Here is a 19,893-nt window from a genome sequence, read left to right on the forward strand (position 1 = left end):
TTGCATCGCGAGCCCGTCCGGCTCAGTTTGCTAACAACCGAGTGAGCGCCGGGTCAGTATTACCTGGAAAGTTCGCAGAAGGATTTCCAGGTCGAGTCGGAGACAGGCTCGCTGAATGTAAGCGATATCGAGTTGTGAGCGTTCGTCGAACTCAGTCTTATTTCTACCCAGAATCTGCCACAAGCCCGTGATTCCCGGTATCGCATCCAGGCGTTCGGTTTGCCAGAGCCGGTAGGTTTCGGGGTGGAAAGATGTCGGCCGTGGTCCGACTAACGTCATTTGGCCGAACAAGAGATTAAAAATTTGCGGGAGTTCATCCAGGCTTGTTTTCCGCAATATCTTTCCTACGCGGGTTATCCGCGGGTCATTCTGGATTTTGAAGTCCGGCCACTGTAGTTCGTTCAAGTGCATGAGTTCACATTTGAGCGCTTCAGCATTTGGAACCATGGTTCTGAATTTATAGATACAAAACCGATAGCCGTTCTTACCGGTCCGTTCTTGTAAGAAGAATATGGGATCTCGTGGAGATTCCAGTTTAATGAACAATGAAATAATTAATATTAGCGGTATCCACAATGGACTCGTAAGTATTACAAATAGCATGTCGAATAGCCGCTTGGCTATCAAGTAACCCTGGTTGTTGGAGATTCTTAGTCTTGGCTTGAATCGACCTAACCAGTCGAGATCATTTCCATATCGCTCTCTTAGCGTTGGGGTAATCATGCAGCTTGCTCCTCGGTTTCTTCGACAGGCAGGGGCTGCTTGCCATCCACGATATTTGACTCGGCGGTTTTGATTAAGGCTTCAAGTGTGAACCCATCGCTTGGAAAAGACGCTGCACCAACCGATACGGGAAGGTCCAGATCCTTCTTGGCGCTCGTTTGTATCCGTTGAGCCACGGTATTGCATGCTTCGAGACTTGTTGACGGACACATGATTAACAACCGGGAGTCATGCTCGGTACACATTACGATCATGTCGCTGCGTCGAAACCCGGCGACGATCCGGTTTATCAACTTTACCGTCAGATAGCGCTTCAAGTAGCGTTCGGCAAGCTCATGAAATATCATTTTTCGATAGTGGGATAGCGAGTATTTGTTAAGGTTTTCCTTCACGTCTAATACGATAACGCTAAGCGGATTTCCGGATCGCCTGCTTTGATAAAGATATGTATTGATTTCATTCATGGAGTCCGGGAGCTTGGCGATCGGTTTATGCAGATCTTTCAAGAGCATGCTTTCCAGTTCCTCTGAAACGTAAGCCATCCACCTGGCGACGGCATGGGAGAAATACACCGATATACTCAGAAGAATGGTTTCTAAAAAACCGAAGATGTAATTATTGTATTGGGTATTATGGCGTGCCGATAAAGCGAGGTTTGTACTTATAACTAATAGGAGAGGCAGGTATATGGAATGTTTGGTCCAGAATTTCCAGCCCGCCACGATAGTGAGCACCGACAAGGCGGCTAAAATTTTTGTGGGAGTGGAGATGCTGGCGATCGAACCCGTTCCCGGATCTAAGGTATTTAGGCCGAAAAGTATAAAGACAGTCGTAAGCAGACCAAGCAAGTCCTTTGAAATAGATTTCATTTGCAAACACTCCTTTTCTGCAAACTTTATTCTCTCTATCTGTCCGTTAAGATTCTCCGAATAGTGAGAGGGCGCTGCATCAAGTCCTTGTGCTGCGCGCAATCGCTGTATGTATTTTTACCTCCGATAAATTGAACGATAAGCCGTCAGGATAGCTCCAAGGCGGCGGGTTTGACTTCCGCGCTTCGGCCGGCTGTGCGCAGGCGCTAAATTCACCTTGGGTGCAGCGGAATGAATGTCGACGTCGACAGCTCGAGCGATCGGGACCGCTTCAAAGCCGTCATAATGCAGATCGAAAGTTTTGCTGCACTCCGACAAATTTAGATGAGCTAGAGGACGGTATTCAACATCGTGATGCAGGAACGGCCAGGCAACGAGACCGGCCGGAGAGTAACGCGGCCGCGACAATCCGCCTGCATGGCAGTGCCTCGGGTTCGCGTGAATGGGGGTGCTGTCCATCGCCAGACTCCAAAAGTCGATTATCCTCCCTGGGACGGACCGGGACTGCGCGAAGTCCGGCCGAATGCGTTCACTATATCAAACAGTCGCGTAATCAGAATAGACAAAAATCAACAAAAAATCGGCTTTTCGAAGCTCGATATCACTAAGAATAACTTTGTTTGAATCTTTCCGCTGCCCCGGCAGTCCAACTGGCCGATAGAGGTTCAACTAAGTCATAGCAACTGAGCCGGTTTCGAAACATGCGAGGACGGGCCAGTGTAACAAAGGCGTTAAGCCGCCACTCGCTTCGGTCGAGATAACAGCCAGGAGGAACTCGGCGTGATGCACGCAACGGGCGAAGTGTATCAACAATGCAATAGGGAATCGCATCTCTTGGCGTATCGGCAAGATTTATATTAGAGTACGAAGCGCCAGTCGGTTTGTGTATCGCACGATGAACAAGGAGGGCAAACCGGTAGGGTTCTGCCTTAATAGTGCTGTAAGCAGAGTTGGGACTTATGACATGACGTCATAAGAATGGCCTGCGAACGAATTCGCGACAAGGGATTGAACAATGATTCATGCTGGCAGAAAGACCGTACATGCCGTGGCGTGGAACTACGCGTCTTTTGCACTGAGCAAAGGCGTCGTACTGATCACCATGGCAGTACTTACCCGGCTCTTGCCACCCGAAACCTTCGGGATAGTCAGTCTAGCGACAATCATCATTTCATACTTTTCGCTGCTGCAAGACTTGGGTTTAGGAAGCGCTCTGATACAGCAGCGAAACGATGTACAGGAAGCGGCGAACACCGTTTACGCCGCGAATCTGGTCATCGGAATTCTTTTTTTTCTTTTTACCTTCGCCATAGCTCCGGCGGTTGCCGTCTTTTTTCGCGCACCGGCGGTCGAGCCGATGTTGCGGATACTTGCTTTGACGTTCCTCATCGATCCTTTCGGTTCGGTCCACATTGCGCTTCTTCAGCGGGATTTGGCGTTTCGCAAAAAGCTGATACCGGATCTCGGGCGATTGCTTATCAAAGCAGTTGTCACGATCGTTCTTGCCGTCAAAGGATTCGGGGCATGGTCGCTGATCATCGGACAGCTATCGAGTTCGCTTTCGGGCGTCATCCTAGCGCGCATCGCACTGCGGCAAAAACTCAGGATGCGCATCAAAAAGCCACAGCTTGGCCGCCTTTTGAAGTTCAGCATACCCTTCATGGCATTTAACCTGATTAACGCACTTGTATCGAATATCGAGTTTATCGTTATTGGACGAACCCTCGGAGATGCGGCGCTCGGGATATATTCGATAACTTATCGTATCGTCGATCTACTGATTATGAATGTGTGGGTGGTATTGGCGGGAGCGATGTTTCCCGCGTTAGCGACGATACAGCACCAGCCCCACTTGCTGCGACGAGCATTTCTTTCGGTAACCCAATACGTTCAGGTTTTTATTGTTCCGATCTCTCTCGGTCTCATTATCACAGCGGAACCTATAGTCAAGGTTTTGCTCGGGGCTCAGTGGTTGGGCGCGATTCCGATTCTCCGGTTGCTGCCTGTTGCATTTCTTATTTTCTCGATCGGAACGACAGCGGGTGATATCTATAAGGCAATTGGACGCCCGGCACTGTTGTTAAAAATGGGCATACTACACATCATAATACTGATTCCTTTACTTCTCGTGGGTGTTCAATACCAGCTCGTAGGGGTGGCATTGAGCCTAATCGCAACGGCATTCCTAGTAAAAATCGTTCATTTGTTCGTAATCGTACGGGTGATAGGGGTTACGGTGTCGGAATTGATGCGCGCACTCAGGCCGGCGTTTGTCGGCGGGACCGCGCTCACCATTGTTACCACCCCGCTGGTCTACAGCATCGGCGATCAGCCTCCCGTGGTGCAACTGTTGGTTGCCGGAGTAACGGGAGCCGCCGCTTATTTCGGAACACTATGGCTTTTAGAAAAGGAGGTCGTTATTAAGGGAGCAAATACGATACTCGATGCCGTCAGGCGTTAAGGCAGCGAAAGAATGCTAGATGTCGAGCTTTCGTAAACCAGGTACCGAATTACGTCACGTATTTTTGTAAACCACGACTTATCTAATGGACAGGATGCTATGAACGGAGTCAACCCGATTGCGCGAGGTCGCAAAGCTATTTCCGGTCGTCTGGCAGGGCTGATGACGCTGATCATCATCATGGGCTGCTATGGGTGTACGGTTAACCGGCCCGTCCTTGATCCCAGCGTAGCATTGGCCGAGGTGGAGAGCAGGTATGAGGTTCCGCCTAATTACATCATTCAGCCCGGAGATCAGCTGGACGTGAAATTCTTTTATACCCCTGAGTTCAACGAGTCGGTAATCGTGCGGCCGGATGGCAAGATTTCTCTCCAACTGATCGACGACGTGCAGGCGGCAGGGATAAACCCGGCGAAGCTCGACGAAGTCTTGACGAACGCCTATTCCGGAGAGTTGAAAGATCCTGCCGTCACGGTGCTTGTCCGGACGCTTACCGAGCCGAGGGTCTACTTGGCGGGCGACATCGCAAAGCCCGGATTCATCACGGTAAGAAACAAGATCGGGGTCCTCCAAGCCATAGACGAAGCCGGGGGATTCCTGGAGACTGCAAATATCAACGATGTCACCGTCATCCGAAAAGGACCCAACAACCAACCGTTGACGCATGAAGTCGATGTGGAAAATATCCTCGACGGCGAGTTAAGCGATTCGGATTTTCTGCTTCAGCCTACGGATGTCGTTTTTGTGCCGAAGCGCGGGGTGGCGAAGGTTGCGGGTTTCATGGATCAAATCCGGAAAATACTGATGCTCAACGGGCTCTTCATACCGCTGTTTTGAGGTTTGAGGAAAGGACCAGCAGTATCTGGAACGATTTAGGACCGTCGGCGGACTGTTCCGCCTATGAGATCGCGAGCGACTCGCGCCTCATGACGCATGAGCAGCCTGAGGGAAAGGTTGGCGAAACCGATTTTTCCGGTGTTCGGTTGATCTATGAATGCATCCCGGGGCGAGAAAAATCCCGCCCGAGGATGGATCGACGTGGCCGAGTGTCGAAACCCGGCTGAGGGAGAGTTCGGAGTAGAGCTGGGCCCACCGACGATTATCGCCTCTCGCAATCGAATCGCGGGGAGGCGGATACGGCGACGTGGGTTCAGAACTGCTCGGCTTGGGCTAGCCCAGTCGGTATTTACCCTGCGTGCGGTCTCACTTTGAGAGGGAACGGACGAACTGTCTTATCTCGAGAAAACGCGCACGCAGGGTTTCCGTACCGATAAGCTCGATCAGTATTGGTCGCTAGGAGCTATCGCATAGATACGCTGTTTGGTCAGCAAGCCATCGAGCAGATCGGTGGGATAGTTCTTATAGTTGATGTATTGCTCTCCCAAGCCCAGCGCCTCCCATTTGGCTTTGGCGGTGGCGTTGTCCTCGAACTGGAAGTGCGCGCCGCCGGCCGTGTCGGAGATGAACCAGCCGTAATCCCTAAGCGCTACGGCGATGATCCGCGCCGCCTGGCGGGTCTGGTCCGACAATTCGCTCGGCAAGGAGTTCACCCACTCGTCGATCTCGGCATCGGTGATGTTCAGCGCAAACCGGGTGCCCATGGGCATACCGTTCTGGGTAACCCGACCGTCCGACTTGGTGGCCGGCGCTACGAAGGTCTTCGCGGTGTTCCGGCTCGGCATCGACAGCGCGTGCTCGATCTTGCCCTGGGCAATCTCCTCCGGTCTCACCAGCATGGCGAGATAGGAAATGCCGCAGCCGCGCGAGGGTTTGAAGCCGTCTTCCTTGGTCAAATACGAGCCCGGCACCAGATTGCCGTTCGAGATGCGAATCCGGGAGCCGTTAAAGTTCACCTGCCACAAATCCCACTCCTGCCCGCTGTCCGGGTCGAGGATGATCACCTGGCCATCGGAGCCGGTCGCGGGCTTCCAGTCCGGGCTCCAGGGGATCTTGGTACCGTTGAGGTTACCCATCCCCGCCTGGACCTGGTAAGAGCCCTTCGCGGTGCTGGCCATGTACACCGGATAGGTATAGCCGCTGAAGGACAGATTGAAATTGCCGACCCGCGACGGCGAATATTGCCACAGGCGATTGGTCAAGGCATCGGACTGGGGATGACGCGGCAGCCCGTCCACCGGTCGGTTCCAGGGCGCGTTCGGGCCGAACGGACGAACATAATCGTCGGCGGCACCGGCCGATTGAGCCATGACCAGGGTCGCTGCTATCGACAGGCCATGGACGGCTTTGCGTACGATTCTATGGCTGCGACCGTCGGCAACTCGTTTTTCGGCGCATTTGGCTGAAGGAAGGTAAGAGTTTACAAATTTCATGGTTTCTCCCGTGGGATTTTTTCGCTACAAATTCGAGGCATAGCGGCTCTTCGCGGCCATGCCAGGTTATGTAAGCTTCAGTGCGACGGCTGATCTAAACCGCCGTAATCACCGAGCTTTAGCGTCCCTGGGACCAACTCCATCATTCCTGACAGGTTCAGCGTTGGTCGAACTACCGGCTGTTCAAGCAGTTCCATTCGTTTTCCAAAAGTACGAGCACCCCCCCTTTTAAGCTATGGCTGAATCCCATGTGTCTTAAGTACCGCTTCGAATAACTCAGTGATGAAAAAGGCATCAGCCACGTTTGATGAAGGCAAACGTCGGTGACATTCATTACTGGGTTATTCAAGGCTGATTGAGTAGGCCCGAATGTTTTTCGGGGGAACTGCTCTGGGAGCAGCGTGTTGCCCTACTCACGGGGTCGGATATCCGAGACCGCCAATTACCTAAGGGGCACAAAGGCAAGCATGTTTAACGCTTCAGTTTCCAAGCAAAAAAGCGCAAGTGGATTGAAGTAAAACCAATTTTTGTTGTCGGGTAGTCGCTCGTCACTTGCGTAGCCGATGAAAGCATGTGCCGTGCCAATATCGATCAAACCTAGAGCTGACGCGGGATTGGCTTTTTGGGGGTGTCGCCGACTACGTAGAATTACTTATCAATCGACGCTGATATGCGACAGAGGATCGCTCCTATCCAAAAAGATGTGTGGTTCGATGGAAGAGGACGCGCCGGGCGTATGCAGCGAAAATGGGGTCACTGGAGGGGGCGGAAATGACACCCGAAACGCATGTAAGGGATCGGAAAGTCGAGGGGTCGCCGGAGAGCGACGGTTAAGCACATACCCCTTGCACCATAGAAAGGCGACACAAGTCGTGATTGTTCGTCTTTTCTCATCCGACGACTGTTTGATATAGTGAAAAACGTTTCGGCCGGACCGTTCTCGTTCCCGGCCCATTCAAGGAGGATAGTCGACTTGCGGAGAGTCTGGCGATGGACAGCGCACCGTTTCCGCTTCATCTAAACCCGAGGTCCCATTGGGGGCCAGCATTCGCTGCTCCGTCCGACGGGTGCTATTCCTCGGAGCAAATCGCCATTCCCTCGATCGCGTGCGGAATTCAAGTTGAGGGAAACCGTAATCTCGCTGACTAGCCAAGGTTTTTGATCTTCCGTGTGGGGTTTATCGAGGGCGGAAATCGCCGGGCCTCACGGTTGTTGGATCATCGAGCGACTCATGGCGTCAGTGCTGATACAGGGAAGTTGTCGGTACCTTATATATAAGACAGGGATTTAAGATGAGGATATTTGTCGTCGAGCCTACGGGCCAGGGAGGGTTGGTGCACTATGCCTACGAGTTATGCACCGGACTCGCGAATGCCGGAGCGGACGTCACTTTAGTGACCGCAGATGAGTATGAACTCAGCGGCTGTCCGCATAATTTTCGTGTCGACAAGCGATTGCATCTGTGGAAGATCGTCGATTCGCGCGCAGTGCGAAAGCAGCCGCGAGGAGTCCTGGCGAAAACCTGGCGCCGGTTCTGGTGGACCGGCCGAAGAGTGTTGAGGTTTTCTCGACTACTCGGCCAGTGGATTCGCCTGACGAATTATCTGATCGCCGAGAAACCCGACGTCATTCTGTTTGGACGGTTCTATTTTCCCGGAGTCTCGCTTTTTCTTCGAAGGCTTAAGCGTCATGGCCTGGTTTTGGCGGACGTGTGCCATGAGTACGAGTTTCGCGATCCGAGCTTGTCTCGAATCAATGCCCTGATCGATCGGACGACGGGGTTTTTCGAGAAAACCGTATATAAAGCGTTCTCCGCCGTGTTCATCCACGGGGAAATAAATCGGGATCGGTTCTTGGCCGAGCTCGAAGTGCCTTCCGAGCGCGTCCACATCATCCAGCACGGGGTGTCCAGTCTATTTTTCAGTCAGGCCCAAAAGGTCGGCTTAGCCGAGCGTTATGGCATCGAGGCTTCCGACCGGGTGGTACTGTTTTTCGGCAATCTTCGGGTGAGCAAGGGCGTTCCCGATCTCCTTCGCGCCTTTGCTTTGATCGAGAGCGATAAATATCGAGCCAAATTGGTTGTCGCGGGCTACCCGACGCAATCGGTCGACGTAAACGAATTGCGCAGACTGGCCCGGGAGTTAGGAATAGAGCGGCGCACGATTTTCGATATTCGTTACATACCCAACCATGAGGTGAGCGAATTGATTCAGCTCGCTACGGTTGTGGCCTTTCCGTATCTCAGCGCCACTCAAAGCGGGCCGCTGATGATAGCCCACGCTTTCGGTCGGCCGGTCGTGGCGACCTCGGTCGGCAATTTTCCGGAGGTGGTAAAAGACGGAATCACCGGTCTCCTTGTGCCGCCCGCGTCTCCGCCGGCCTTGGCCGATGCACTTGGAAAGATTTTAGCGGCCCCGGATCTCGCCGAAAAAATGGGCAAGGATGCCAAAGCGCTCGCCGAGAGACGGTACAGTTGGAATTCCGTAGCCAGAGACATGTTGACGGTACTCCAAGACATCGCCTTGGGACCCGCCGTCCGCGGAAAGACAGCTTCATCGGCAAACGACGCACGGACGGTAATACGATGATCAAGATCGAGATCGTTCAATCGGAAGAGGGATTTCTCGCGCTCGCATCGGAATGGAATGCCTTGCTCGACGCATCCGGGCTGGGAAATATATTCCTCACCTGGGAGTGGATATCCACATGGTGGACCTGCTTCGGCCGAGGACGCTATAAGCCGTGGGTCATTACAGCTCGCGACGGAAACGATGGCCGGCTGGTCGGGCTGTTGCCGCTCGCTTTGCAAACGGTAAATCTCGCCGGTCTCCGCCTGCGGCAACTATCGTTCATGGCCGGCGACCGGGTCATCGACCATCTCGACGTGATCGCTAAACCAAGCCATAGCCATGCGGCAATGCCATTCTTCGTCGATTGCCTGGTCGGAAAGTCGGTCGAGCACGATATCGTCCGGCTCGATGCCATGAAAGCCGATTCGGCCTTTGTCAAGGCACTCCTCGATACCATCGAGCAACGGCCTGATGATGCTAGCCACATGGCGATCGACTCGGTCTGCCCTTATCTTTCGCTTCCCGATACGTGGGACGGTTATTGGGCCTCGATCGGAAAACAAAGCCGATATAACTTCACCCGCAAGGCCAAACGGCTTCAGGCCCGAGCGAGCGGGCCGGTCAGCTATCGAAGGGTCGAAACGAAAGCAGAGCTTTCAGATGCTATCCGTGAGCTCGTGCGTTTGCATCAGGCCAGGCAGCAGCAAAAGGGTAACCCCGGAGCGTTCGCGCAGAAGCGGGCGATCGAGTTTCATACCGCGGTTGCCGAGCGTTTTCTGGACAAAGGATGGCTTCGGCTGTACTTGCTTACCGTCGGGAGCCAAGTGATCGCGGCCATCTATTGCTACAAATTCGGCGGCAAATTCAGCTTTTACCAATCGGGCTACGACCCAGCTTGGGCCGAGTGCAGCCCGGGCGCCTTAATCATGCTGCATGCGGTTCGAGAGGCAATCAGCGAGGGTACCGAGGAATTCGACTTTCTTCGCGGCGAGGAGCCTTACAAGTCGTTATGGACCAGCACGGCGAGGACGGACCTGCGTTTACGGATCGCCACGAGCATGCCTGGCTGGCTGATTCTCAGAGCATATCAGCTGGCCTACCAGGGCCGCCGCGCCATCAAGGCGAATCTCGGTTGGGGTAACCGCCATGCCAAAGCCGCATCCTGACCGCATACTGTTCATGATCGATTCTCTTGGTATGGGAGGTGCCGAGCGGATGCTGTTCAATTATCTCCAGCATCTCGACAGGAATCGATACGAGCCCCGTGTTTGCGTGTTTCGGGTCCGTGACGGAAATCCCATTGCCGCCGAAATCGAGAGGTTGGGGGTGCCGGTGGATCTGCTGCCGGCTTCGGGTATCCGCGATTTCATGAATGTGGTGTCTCTCGTGCGCTATCTCCGGCGTCACGGAATCGATCTGGTACATACCCAGCTCGAAACGGTCACGGTACACGGCGGTATTGCCGCCAAAATCGTCGGTCTTCCGACTGTGCACACTCTGCATACATTTGCCTATCCCGAAGCGACGTCAAAAGAAATCCGTAGAAGCGAAGTCGCGTGGTTTGCCCTGAGAAACTTTCACGACAAAATCATCGCGGTTTCTGCGGCGGTCGGCGATTATGCCGTGGCCAAAGGGCGTGTGCCGCCGGAAAGGATTTCGGTGCTCTACAACGGAATCGATACGAGTTCCTTTCGCCGTCGCAATGAAGCAGACCGAGCGGCAGTGCGCAAGACCTTCGGGATACCGGCGGATGCGGCATTGGTCGTCACGGTTGCGGTATTGCGTCGGGAAAAGGGAATCCAATTCCTGATCGAAGCGTGGCCGGACATCCTCGAAGCCGTGCCGAACGCCTATTATCTGATCGTCGGTGCCGGCCCTTTCGAAAGTCAGTTGAAGTCGCTCGCCACGACTTACAAATTAACGAATCGAGTGTTATTTGCCGGTGCTCGCAACGATATTCCGGAGATATTGGGAGGCAGCGACCTTTTCGTGCTTCCCACACTCGACGATGTGCTTCCGACCGTGTTGGCCGAAGCGATGGCGAGCGGTTTGCCGATCGTGGCGAGCCGTGTCGGCGGAGTCCCCGAGATGGTGGAACCCGGCAAGAACGGTTTGCTTGTCGCTCCTGCCGACCAAACGCAACTGGCGGAAGCCTGTGTTCGTCTGCTGCGTACGCCAGACGAGGCGCTGCGGCTGGCGCAGGGCGGACAAGACGTCGCCGAGGCGCGTTTTAATGTTCGAAATCAGGTGCGAAAGCTCGAAAACATCTATCAGGAACTTCTGGAGCGGACAAATTCCTCCTGATAACTTGGTATTCGAGCGCCGCCGTCGGCGAACCTGGTGCCATTCGTCGTTCAGCTGACCTCCGCATTGGAACGATAAAGTACATGGTGCACCTTGCATTGGAACGACATTCGAGTTAGACCGGGGTGGACGCCATAGCGTCTAAGTTCCAGCATTGGCGTATGTGCCGTATTCGGTCCCTGAATGGTTGTTGCTGCTGCGAGGATTCCGAAGTCTTTAAGAATATGAATTATTTTGTAATCGTAATCGGTGGACCCACCGTTCGGGTATGCGAATAACCGGCAAGCTTGGCCCGTCCAGTCGGATATCGAACCAATACTTTCATCGATTTCATCACGTGCTGCCTTAAGCGGAACTCTCGTAAGGATCGAATGAGAAGCCGTGTGAGCCCCAAAATGGATTAGCCCGGAGTTAGTCATGGCAGTTATCGCGTCCCGATCCATGATCCGAAAATCCGATGAGGAATCGAGAAGACTGCTATCAACCTCGAGCTTCTCGATAATTCGCTCGAGCTGTTCCAGAAGATCGCAGTGTTCCAGTTTCTTGAGGTAACACTGTAGTTTTCTCGATGCAATGGCCTTGGCGTTTACTGTGGATAGGTTAAATTTAAGGCCTTGCCATTCAAGAGTCGGCATAAACGTATTTGCGATCGCCTGAATCAAGCGGCAAAACCAAATCGTCTTCGAAGTTCCGACAAAGCCGGTGTTTACGAATACCGTTGCCGGAAAATGGAATTCCCGCAGGATCGGAAAAGCGACGTCAAAGACATTTTGATAACCGTCGTCGAACGTAATGACCACGGTCGGACGGTCGATGGATCCGGATCGCAGCCGCTGAATCGCGTCCGGCAAAGCGGCGACTCGGCAATACTTGGCGAGGTATTCCATCTGCTCTCGAAACTGAGCTTCGGTAATAAAGCAGTAATCCGGCACCGATAACGGCCGCCGCACTACGCCATGATACATTAGTATCGAGAGTTTGTTTTTGTATAACGATCTTGGCAAAAGCCAAGATAATCGAAAAGCAGACTCGGTTAATGTAAGAGAATCCCGCTCGATCGGTTTGATAACTGATTCTGGGTTTGACATATAGCAATCCTGCCATGGCTTTAAAGTCCATTTTAAAGTCACTCTCGTTAGCCGATGATATTCCGGTTAACGATGGATCCCGAGTGTATCAGGTGAATCTCAGCATGATCAATGAAGATGAGGCAATCATAACGGACAGAGGAATATTATGTACAGTAAAAACCACTCGAAAAACGGTTTTGATGATTCAGGAGCGAGCAAGATATGGCCGATGCTTCAACGGAGTATGGAACACGCATCTATGACTCCTGCCGGGACCGATATCTCATGAGCGGACAGTCATGTTACTCGACTAACTAAGTATCATACGGGCTATTTTTGAATTCCGGAAATTATGTAAGCAATACATTACGAGTGATCGGCCGGTGTGACAAAAAGACGATTCCTTGAGATTAAGCCGAGCCGGTTGTGTTTCTACCGAATATCGAGATAAACACCGTTACGCCTGTCGTTTTTCGATGAATACCGCGGTCCGGCCGCAGGCAGCCGGATTTGCCGCGACACGGGCAGGTATCGAGCTCCGGAAGGTGCCGCCAGGTTATACTTCGCGCCATTTTGCGGAATCGGACCTTCAATCGTGATCGCTACGATCGTTATCGTTTTCTCCCTCGTTTATATCGGCATGATTTTGGGCGGCTTGCCTTTTCTCCAGCTCGATCGGACAGGCATTGCGGTGCTCGGCGCGATCGCTCTGATTGCCACCGAGTCGCTCACGCTCGAGGAAGCGGGCAGGGCGCTTCATGTTCCCACCCTGATTCTTCTTTTCTCGTTCATGGTCATTTCGGCTCAGTTGCGGCTGGGCGGATTTTATACGCTGGTGACGGAAAAACTCGGCACGCTCCGGGTGAGTCCAGCTGTGTTCTTGGCGGCCCTGATCGCTGCGGCGGCGGGGCTTTCCAGCGTGTTCAGCAATGACGTCGTCTGTCTCGCGACGGCCCCGGTATTGATCGATGTCTGTGTGAATCGTCGCCTCGATCCGGTGCCTTTTCTGCTCGCCTTATCCTGCTCGTCCAATATCGGCTCGGCCGTCACGCTCATCGGAAATCCGCAAAACATGCTGATCGGCGAGACCCTGAAAATGTCGTTCGTCGATTATCTTCGAGACGCCGCGGTTCCGGTGGGCCTGGGGCTTGCGATAACCTGGCTGCTGATCGCGCTGTGCTGGCGCGGACGTTGGGAGTTCGAGCCGAGCCGGATCGGAGTCGACCAAGACCCGCGTCTCGAACGGCATGCGCGTTTCGATCCTTGGCAGACGACAAAAGGGCTAAGCGTTGCAGCTGCGCTGTTCGCGGCGTTTCTGTTTTCCGGTTGGCCGCGCGAAATATTGGCTTTAGGCGGCGCCGGCGTACTGTTGCTGTCGCGGAAACTTCATTCGAGACATATGCTCGGTCTCGTGGATTGGCAGATCATCCTGATGTTCATCGGGCTATTCATAGTCAACCATGCCCTGGAGATGACGGAGCTGCCCAGGCAGGCCGTGTCGGCCTTGGCGAACGCCGGACTCGACTTGCACGATCTCGGGCCGCTTTATGGCGCATCCTTCCTGCTCAGCAACGTCGTGTCCAATGTACCTGCCGTGATGTTGCTCCTGCCCATGGCCATCCATCCGGACGCGGGGCTGCTCCTTGCCTTGTCGAGCACCTTCGCGGGCAATCTGCTGATCATCGGAAGCATCGCGAACATCATCGTCGTGGACGCAGCGGCACGCCGGAACATCGTGATCACCTGGCGACGTCATGCCATGGTGGGGGTGCCGGTAACCCTGCTTACCATTGCTATCGGTGCCGCGTGGTACTGGTCGAGAATGAGATGATGCCGATGGTCCTTGCTTGGGATAAGGGAGATCGTCCCGTCTTGCATCACGCGCAACGACACGCCGCCGACCTCATTGCGCGCATTCGAAAACTGCAAACTTCCAGAGTTCCGGGAGTTGTGATGTCCGAATGGAAAGCATTGTCGATTACTTCACCCGCTAATCCGGTCGGCTCTCTGAATTCGACGGCAGGTTGAGATCGTTCCTCACCCGAATCCACGGTTCTGTGCCGGTTTCTTGAACTGCCTGGCCCGCCGCTTCTGTAGCCAGCGGATGATCCCGGTGACGTACAGCACCGGACAGGCGAGGCCGGAGAGGAACACCAGGATGCGGCCGGGTAAGCCGAAGACTTTTCCGGAATGCAGCGGCCATTGCCATTGCACGAACACGTCGCCGCCGCTGCCATGGGCGGGATCTCGCACCTGCAGGAGCTCGCCGCTGCGCCGGTCGAGCACCAGACAGCGGGAATCGAGCACGTGGGGGCGCAATTCGGGGATGTCTCGGTAGCAAGCGGTGAAGAGCCCCTCGTCGCTTGGGGAAAACGAATAGAACTGCGGCACGCCGCCCGGATATTCCGACCGCGCCAGGGCGGCTTCCAAATTGATTGAAGGCATATTCGTGCCCGGATTGCCCGATGCGGTGGGCTCCGGCGTCAGGGGCGAAAAGCGTTCCACCAGCCAGCGGAACTGCGCGGGAAGGTTGAAGTAAAGGCCCGACACGAGGAGGGCCAGAAGCACGATCACGGGGTAAAACCCCGAGACCTGATGCAGGTCATGGTTGAAACGTACCGTGCTGGCGCGGCGCTTGATGGTGAATACCCGCCGCCATTTGCCATCCAGCGGCCACCAGAGAATCAGGCCGCTGAGGACGGAAACGACCGACAGCGCGGCCATCGCTCCCACCAGAATGACGCCGAAGTCCTTTAGCAGCAGAGCGTAGTGGAGCTTGAAGACAAAGCCGATGAGGCAATGCCGGAGCGGATTCCGGGTGTGGTAGAAGACGCGCCGGCCTACCGCTTCAGCCGTGTAGGGATTCACGGCGATGTTGAGCGCGGCCGCTTCCTCCGGCGGCGGTGTCGGTGTCTGTTCGGGATAGTAGAAGCTGAACACGTAATTCATGCCCGCACCGTCCGGCGCGTCGAGCCAGCCCGACTCCCAGCCCGGCGCCGCGGCTCGCTCGGCTGCGGCGAGAATCTCGTCCAAGGGCCTGCGCTCTGGTCCGGGCGGGATCGATGCGCGGTACAGGTCAGGGTTCAGGGACTCGTCGATTTCATGCCAGAACACCAGCACCGAGCCGGTGACTCCGATCACCGCCAGGAACAAACCGAGCCCCAGCCCCAGCCAAAGGTGGACTTTCAGCCAAAGCCTGCGCCGGGCCTGGAGACGTCTCAGCCGGCGGCTTCTCCCGCTTTCGCGAACCCTTCGATGGGTGGAGGGGGTGACGGTTCGATTCATGTTCGGTTCCTGTCTCCCGTCTCGTCCGGTTTCCCGGAACGATGAACGAGACGGGATATTCCGGTGGCGGTGTTCGTTCAATACTCCAGACGTAACGACCCCAGGACGGTCAACGGCTCGCCGACGGTGATTCCTGCGCGTGGTGCGCCATCCAGCATGTTGGTCGCTTTGAAGTAAGTCTTGTCCAGAATATTGGTGACATTCACTTGCGCCGTTAGCCGCGTCGGCCCGACATTGAAGCGATAAGCCGCCATGGCGTCCCAGCGCACGTAACCGGGTAGCTGAAAGCTGTTTTCGTTATCTCCCTCCCGCTGACCGGCGACATAGGCACCAGTGCCCAGGCTCAGCCCTTTGACGAATTCGAACGGCAGGTCGTATTTGACCCAGAGGCTGCCCGAGTTCTCCGGAACGTTGGGAAGCCGATTGCCTTCGTTGTCGGGGAATTGGTTGTCCCGCTTGATTCGGGCATCGGTGAACGCATAGGTTCCGATAACGCTTAGATCCTCGGTAATCCTGCCGGCCACATCCAGCTCGATACCCTGGCTGCGCGCCTGTCCCTGTGTCTTATAGAAGGTACTGTTAGCCGAATTCGCCACATCGACCGCCTGGATGTTCTCCTTGGTGAGGTGGTAATACGCCAGGCTGGCGATGAGACGGCCGTCCCAGAATTCGGTCTTGGTTCCGATCTCGTACTGCGTGCCGGTTTCCGGCGTCAGGATCTCGCCGCTGAAGGAACGGCCCAGGTTGCTGCCGATGGACTCCACGAAGTTTCCGTATAGCGATAACCATTCGAAAGGACGGTAGAGGATGCCGACACGCGGGCTGAAAAACTGGGTTTCCAAGGCATCGAACTGGTTCTGGGTGAAGAGCAAGTGGTTCCAGCGGTTGGTGTTCTTCTGATGAATCCAGTCGTAGCGTCCGCCGCCCAGGATATGCAGTTGGTCGAACAGGGTGATCTGATCCTGGAAGTACAGCCCGTACCACTCTTCCAGGGAGGCCGTGTCGTAGTTGAAGCTCCGGCGCGACGGAAAACGATGGGTGTTGAAATTGAACGCGGGATTTCCCCGCGGGTTGAACGGGTCGAAGCCGTCCATGCCGGGAGGCCAGGGCAAGCAGTTGCCGGACTGTCCGGGGCCGGCGCAACCTTCGCCGAGTTCCTGGCGCCGATAATAATCGCCGCCGAGCAGGAGATTGTGCTTGACGCCGAAGGTTTCGAACTTTCCGTTCAAATCCAGGCTCGTGGCATAGGTGCGCCGGGGATTTTCGACCTGCCACAAGCCGCGATGATATTCGTCGTTGCCGAAATCGACGACCGGTCGATAACTTTCCCGGTAATCCCGGTCATCGTAGATAAAAGTGTGTTTGAGTGCCCAGTCATCGTTGAAGGCATGGGACCAGTTGAAATCCAGCAATATTCCGTCGTGTTGCGTGAAATCGCCTCGGTCGCCCATGAACTGACTGCGCTTGACCTTGGCCGGGCGATCACCGAGGGCGACGATGCCGCTGTCGATGACCGAATTTTCGTGGGTGTATTCCAGGGCCAGATTGAAAGTGGTTCGTTCACCGAGTTTCCAGCTGATCGAAGGAGCGAAAAATACCCGTTCCTGATCCACGAAGTCGCGAAATGAATCCGAATTGAGATAGGCCAGATTGACGCGATAGTTCAAGCCATCGGTCAAAGGCCCGGTCGCGTCGACGGTCGTCCGATAGAAATCATAGGAACCGAACTGCTGCTGCAGCGCATAGTACGGTTGATCGAGCGGCTGCTTGGTCACCAGGTTCACCATCCCGCCCGGCTGAATACGGCCGTAGAGAACGGAGGATGGCCCCTTCAGAACCTCGATCTGCTGCAAATGCGCCGTTTCGAACGTGGTTCGCCCCAAGCGGACGCCATTGCGGTAAATCTGGGCATCGGCGGTGAAGCCACGGATCGTGAAGTTTTCGCGCAGATCGCCAAAACCGAAATTCTTCTGCACGCCGCTGACGTTTTTGATGGCATCTTCCACGCGCACCACCTGCTGATCCTCCATCACCTGTCTAGTCACCGTCTGGATCGACACGGGAGTCTCCATGATCGGTGTGTCGGTTTTAGTCGCGGTGGAGGTGCGGATCGCGGCATAGCCGGGGTTTTCGTCCTCCGCCGAATCGGTAACGGATACCAGGTCCAGGGCGACGCTGGCGTCCTTCGGCGCCTGCGGGTCCTCCTTCACCGCCACCAGCGTCTTGTCCACCCATTCGTGACGCAGGCCGTTCCGGGCCAGCACCCGCTTCAAGGCCTCGTCGGCCGTCATGCGCCCGCGCACCGCCTGGGTCTTGAGTCCTTGCACCGCGGCGTCGGCGTACATGAGCTTGATGCCGGATGTGTCGGCCACGCTGTCCAGGGCGGCGGACAGCAGCTGTGCGGGCAAATCGAAATCGAAGCGGTCGGCGCCCGCAAGGGCGTCGCGTCCGGCCAAGGCGAAAATCAGCGCCAGAGCGGACGGTTTCGGAAGTGCTTTCCCCCGATGCCCCGGCTTGCGAACGGGGCGGTCGCTATGGACCATGGTCGTCTCCTTTGTTGTGGTTATGGGTCTTGCGACGGCTGATCGTCTTCAAAACTCCTTAACGAAGGAGAGCGGGCAAACCGGACATTTTTTTGTAGAAGGGGGAAGAACTCATCTCCGCGTGGACCGCTCCAGCACAATCGTGTCGCCGCTCGAGCGCTCCGCCCGGACCGGCAAAATTTTCTCGACGGCATTGAGGAAGGGGGCCAGATCGTCGGCATCGAAAGCGCCGCTCAGGGTCTCCCGGCCGAGGGCGGGGTCGGCGATAACGAAGCGCACCGGGTGATAGCGTTCCAGTTCGGCGGCAACTTCGGCCAGCGGGGCGTGCCTGAATACCAGGCGGCCGTGCGTCCAGGCTTCGATCTGCTCCGCGTCCGCCCGTTGCCGGTATCCGAGCCCGGTGCTCTCGCGGTAGCAGTTCCGTTCACCCGCCTTCAACCGCTGTGTCTTGGCATGGCGCGCATCTTCCAGTTCGACCTCGCCTTCCAGCACGGCTATCGTGACCTGTTCCGGCCATTTGCGAACGTCGAACCGGGTGCCGACATCGCGGATCGACAGATCTCCGGACTCCACCACGAAAGGATGGTGCGCATCGTGGGTCACGCTGAACAAGGCTTCGCCGGATTCCAGCTCGACTTTCCGGCTCCATCTCGACCAGTGCACGGCGATCCGGGTGGAAGTGTTGAGATCGATGCGGGAACCGTCGGCCAGCGTCACGCTGCGCCTTTCGCCCATGGCCGTGGCGTAGCGGGTGGTTTCGACCCGGAATTCATACCACCATCCCGCGGTCAGCACAGCCGTCAGCAAGACGGACAGGAGGAGGGTCGGCAGGGCCGAGGGATGGGGGCGTGCCCGGCGGGCTTCGTCGAGGCCGGGCACGGGAATCTTCCGCAAACTGTCCATGCTGGCCCACACCTGCTCGGCCTCCGCGTAGGCCGCCCGGTGCTTTTCGCTTTGCGCCAGCCAGGCGGAGAACCGGGTACGATCCTCGTTGCTGCAATTTTCCGATTGCAGGCTTACGAACCACTCCATGGCCTGTTTCAGAATGCGATCGTGAGGTCCGTCGAACGGGGGCATCAGCGGAAATTCCCGTTTAACCCGAACTGCGGATCCTGCATGCGCCGGTGACAATGCAGCATCGCCTTGACCAACTGGCGCTGTACAGTCTTTTCGGAAATCCCGAGACGCGCCGCGATTTCGCCGTAGCTCAAGTCGTCGATCTTCCGCAGCAGAAACACGTGCCGGCACTTTCCGGGCAACGATGCGATGGCGTCCAGCAGGATTTCGCACTGCTGACGGAGCGATGCCAGTTCGTCGGGAGAAAGCTTGGGGCAGGTGAGATCGTCGGCCAGGGAATCGGCGCTGACGAAGGTTTGCCGGTTTTGCCGCAAATAATCGATGGCAAGGCGCTCCGCCGTGCGGAACAGGTAGGCCGGCAGGTTGTCCCCATGCGCCAGCGCGTCCTTGCGCACCAGGCGGAGATAAGTCTCCTGGCTCAGATCCTGCGCGGTTTCCGGACACTGCACGCGGCGCACCAGAAAGGCCACGATCGGATCGCGGTAATCGCGAAAAAGCCGGAAAATCTGGTCGTGGGTGAGGGAGGACATGAATGGCGTCGGATGGATCGGAGGAAACGGTTGGTCTCGGTCCAGGTTAATACCTGGACTGAAAAAGCAAGCTCGATGCCATCCGTACACGGCAGCGCAAGCCCTGTGGGAAAGTCTTTATGCAACAGTGC

The 19,893-nt window shown here is 55.7% G+C and carries 14 protein-coding genes; 6 read left to right on the plus strand and 8 right to left on the minus strand.

Annotation, left to right across the window (positions count from 1 at the left end; all coding sequences use genetic code 11):
• Nucleotides 1–30 precede the first annotated feature (30 nt).
• Both JOD69_RS18870 and JOD69_RS18875 read right to left on the minus strand, forming a co-directional pair.
• Entirely contained in the window at nt 31–723 is a 693-nt protein-coding gene (locus JOD69_RS18870; RefSeq protein WP_077732102.1) for a sugar transferase, read from the minus strand.
• Nucleotides 720–1,592, minus strand: coding sequence for a hypothetical protein (locus JOD69_RS18875; RefSeq protein WP_077732103.1), 873 nt, complete (start codon nt 1,590–1,592; stop codon nt 720–722). Before JOD69_RS18875 ends, JOD69_RS18870 begins: the two co-directional genes overlap by 4 nt.
• A gap of 1,048 nt (nt 1,593–2,640) precedes the next feature.
• On the opposite strand from JOD69_RS18875, the gene JOD69_RS18880 reads away from it, so the two are divergent.
• Nucleotides 2,641–4,053 (plus strand): lipopolysaccharide biosynthesis protein, encoded by a 1,413-nt coding sequence (locus tag JOD69_RS18880; RefSeq protein ID WP_210024159.1) that lies wholly within the window; start codon nt 2,641–2,643, stop codon nt 4,051–4,053.
• A gap of 99 nt (nt 4,054–4,152) precedes the next feature.
• Complete coding sequence (locus JOD69_RS18885; protein ID WP_077732106.1) at nt 4,153–4,890, plus strand: polysaccharide biosynthesis/export family protein; 738 nt, start codon at nt 4,153–4,155, stop codon at nt 4,888–4,890.
• A 443-nt stretch (nt 4,891–5,333) separates the two neighbouring features.
• On the opposite strand, the gene JOD69_RS18890 is transcribed toward JOD69_RS18885, so the two are convergent.
• Complete coding sequence (locus JOD69_RS18890) at nt 5,334–6,383, minus strand: hypothetical protein (protein ID WP_077732107.1); 1,050 nt, start codon at nt 6,381–6,383, stop codon at nt 5,334–5,336.
• A 1,292-nt stretch (nt 6,384–7,675) separates the two neighbouring features.
• On the opposite strand from JOD69_RS18890, the gene JOD69_RS18895 reads away from it, so the two are divergent.
• From JOD69_RS18895 to JOD69_RS18905, 3 genes are read left to right on the plus strand one after another with little or no spacing between them, the layout of a single operon-like run.
• On the plus strand, nt 7,676–8,971 hold the full coding sequence (locus JOD69_RS18895) for a glycosyltransferase family 4 protein (protein ID WP_077732108.1): 1,296 nt from the start codon (nt 7,676–7,678) through the stop codon (nt 8,969–8,971).
• Nucleotides 8,968–10,119: a GNAT family N-acetyltransferase gene (locus JOD69_RS18900; RefSeq protein WP_077732109.1), complete on the plus strand. Its 1,152-nt coding sequence runs from the start codon at nt 8,968–8,970 to the stop codon at nt 10,117–10,119. The genes JOD69_RS18895 and JOD69_RS18900 overlap by 4 nt, the downstream gene beginning before the upstream one ends.
• A gap of 13 nt (nt 10,120–10,132) precedes the next feature.
• The gene (locus JOD69_RS18905; RefSeq protein ID WP_168175513.1) at nt 10,133–11,257 is read left to right on the plus strand and encodes a glycosyltransferase; all 1,125 of its coding nucleotides are present in this window, start codon (nt 10,133–10,135) and stop codon (nt 11,255–11,257) included.
• Between the two features lie 50 nt (nt 11,258–11,307).
• Here JOD69_RS18905 and JOD69_RS18910 read toward each other — a convergent pair whose 3' ends face one another.
• Nucleotides 11,308–12,345, minus strand: a complete 1,038-nt coding sequence (locus tag JOD69_RS18910; protein WP_077732111.1) for a polysaccharide deacetylase family protein — start codon at nt 12,343–12,345, stop codon at nt 11,308–11,310.
• Nucleotides 12,346–12,922: 577 nt separating this feature from the next.
• On the opposite strand from JOD69_RS18910, the gene JOD69_RS18915 reads away from it, so the two are divergent.
• Complete coding sequence (locus JOD69_RS18915; protein WP_086133894.1) at nt 12,923–14,158, plus strand: anion transporter; 1,236 nt, start codon at nt 12,923–12,925, stop codon at nt 14,156–14,158.
• A 206-nt stretch (nt 14,159–14,364) separates the two neighbouring features.
• On the opposite strand, the gene JOD69_RS18920 is transcribed toward JOD69_RS18915, so the two are convergent.
• The 4 genes from JOD69_RS18920 to JOD69_RS18935 form a co-directional block, all read right to left on the minus strand.
• Entirely contained in the window at nt 14,365–15,612 is a 1,248-nt protein-coding gene (locus JOD69_RS18920) for a PepSY-associated TM helix domain-containing protein (RefSeq protein WP_077732113.1), read from the minus strand.
• A gap of 77 nt (nt 15,613–15,689) precedes the next feature.
• Nucleotides 15,690–18,155: a TonB-dependent receptor gene (locus tag JOD69_RS18925; RefSeq protein WP_086133895.1), complete on the minus strand. Its 2,466-nt coding sequence runs from the start codon at nt 18,153–18,155 to the stop codon at nt 15,690–15,692.
• A gap of 111 nt (nt 18,156–18,266) precedes the next feature.
• Nucleotides 18,267–19,232: a FecR family protein gene (locus tag JOD69_RS18930; protein WP_086133896.1), complete on the minus strand. Its 966-nt coding sequence runs from the start codon at nt 19,230–19,232 to the stop codon at nt 18,267–18,269.
• Nucleotides 19,232–19,762: a sigma-70 family RNA polymerase sigma factor gene (locus JOD69_RS18935; RefSeq protein ID WP_077732116.1), complete on the minus strand. Its 531-nt coding sequence runs from the start codon at nt 19,760–19,762 to the stop codon at nt 19,232–19,234. Before JOD69_RS18935 ends, JOD69_RS18930 begins: the two co-directional genes overlap by 1 nt.
• Nucleotides 19,763–19,893 lie beyond the last annotated feature (131 nt).

The organism is Methylocaldum sp. RMAD-M, from assembly GCF_017832375.1.
In the GTDB taxonomy this organism is placed as follows: Bacteria; Pseudomonadota; Gammaproteobacteria; order Methylococcales; family Methylococcaceae; genus Methylocaldum.

What these genes read in the sequence shown, in the direction of transcription:
- JOD69_RS18920 (WP_077732113.1), bottom strand. Translation starts at nt 15,612, where the DNA reads ATGAATCGAACCGTCACCCCCTCCACCCATCGAAGGGTTCGCGAAAGC.
- JOD69_RS18910 (WP_077732111.1), bottom strand. Translation starts at nt 12,345, where the DNA reads ATGTCAAACCCAGAATCAGTTATCAAACCGATCGAGCGGGATTCTCTT.
- JOD69_RS18885 (WP_077732106.1), top strand. Translation starts at nt 4,153, where the DNA reads ATGAACGGAGTCAACCCGATTGCGCGAGGTCGCAAAGCTATTTCCGGT.
- JOD69_RS18890 (WP_077732107.1), bottom strand. Translation starts at nt 6,383, where the DNA reads ATGAAATTTGTAAACTCTTACCTTCCTTCAGCCAAATGCGCCGAAAAA.
- JOD69_RS18900 (WP_077732109.1), top strand. Translation starts at nt 8,968, where the DNA reads ATGATCAAGATCGAGATCGTTCAATCGGAAGAGGGATTTCTCGCGCTC.
- JOD69_RS18930 (WP_086133896.1), bottom strand. Translation starts at nt 19,232, where the DNA reads ATGCCCCCGTTCGACGGACCTCACGATCGCATTCTGAAACAGGCCATG.
- JOD69_RS18925 (WP_086133895.1), bottom strand. Translation starts at nt 18,155, where the DNA reads ATGGTCCATAGCGACCGCCCCGTTCGCAAGCCGGGGCATCGGGGGAAA.
- JOD69_RS18935 (WP_077732116.1), bottom strand. Translation starts at nt 19,762, where the DNA reads ATGTCCTCCCTCACCCACGACCAGATTTTCCGGCTTTTTCGCGATTAC.
- JOD69_RS18875 (WP_077732103.1), bottom strand. Translation starts at nt 1,592, where the DNA reads ATGAAATCTATTTCAAAGGACTTGCTTGGTCTGCTTACGACTGTCTTT.
- JOD69_RS18870 (WP_077732102.1), bottom strand. Translation starts at nt 723, where the DNA reads ATGATTACCCCAACGCTAAGAGAGCGATATGGAAATGATCTCGACTGG.
- JOD69_RS18895 (WP_077732108.1), top strand. Translation starts at nt 7,676, where the DNA reads ATGAGGATATTTGTCGTCGAGCCTACGGGCCAGGGAGGGTTGGTGCAC.
- JOD69_RS18905 (WP_168175513.1), top strand. Translation starts at nt 10,133, where the DNA reads ATGATCGATTCTCTTGGTATGGGAGGTGCCGAGCGGATGCTGTTCAAT.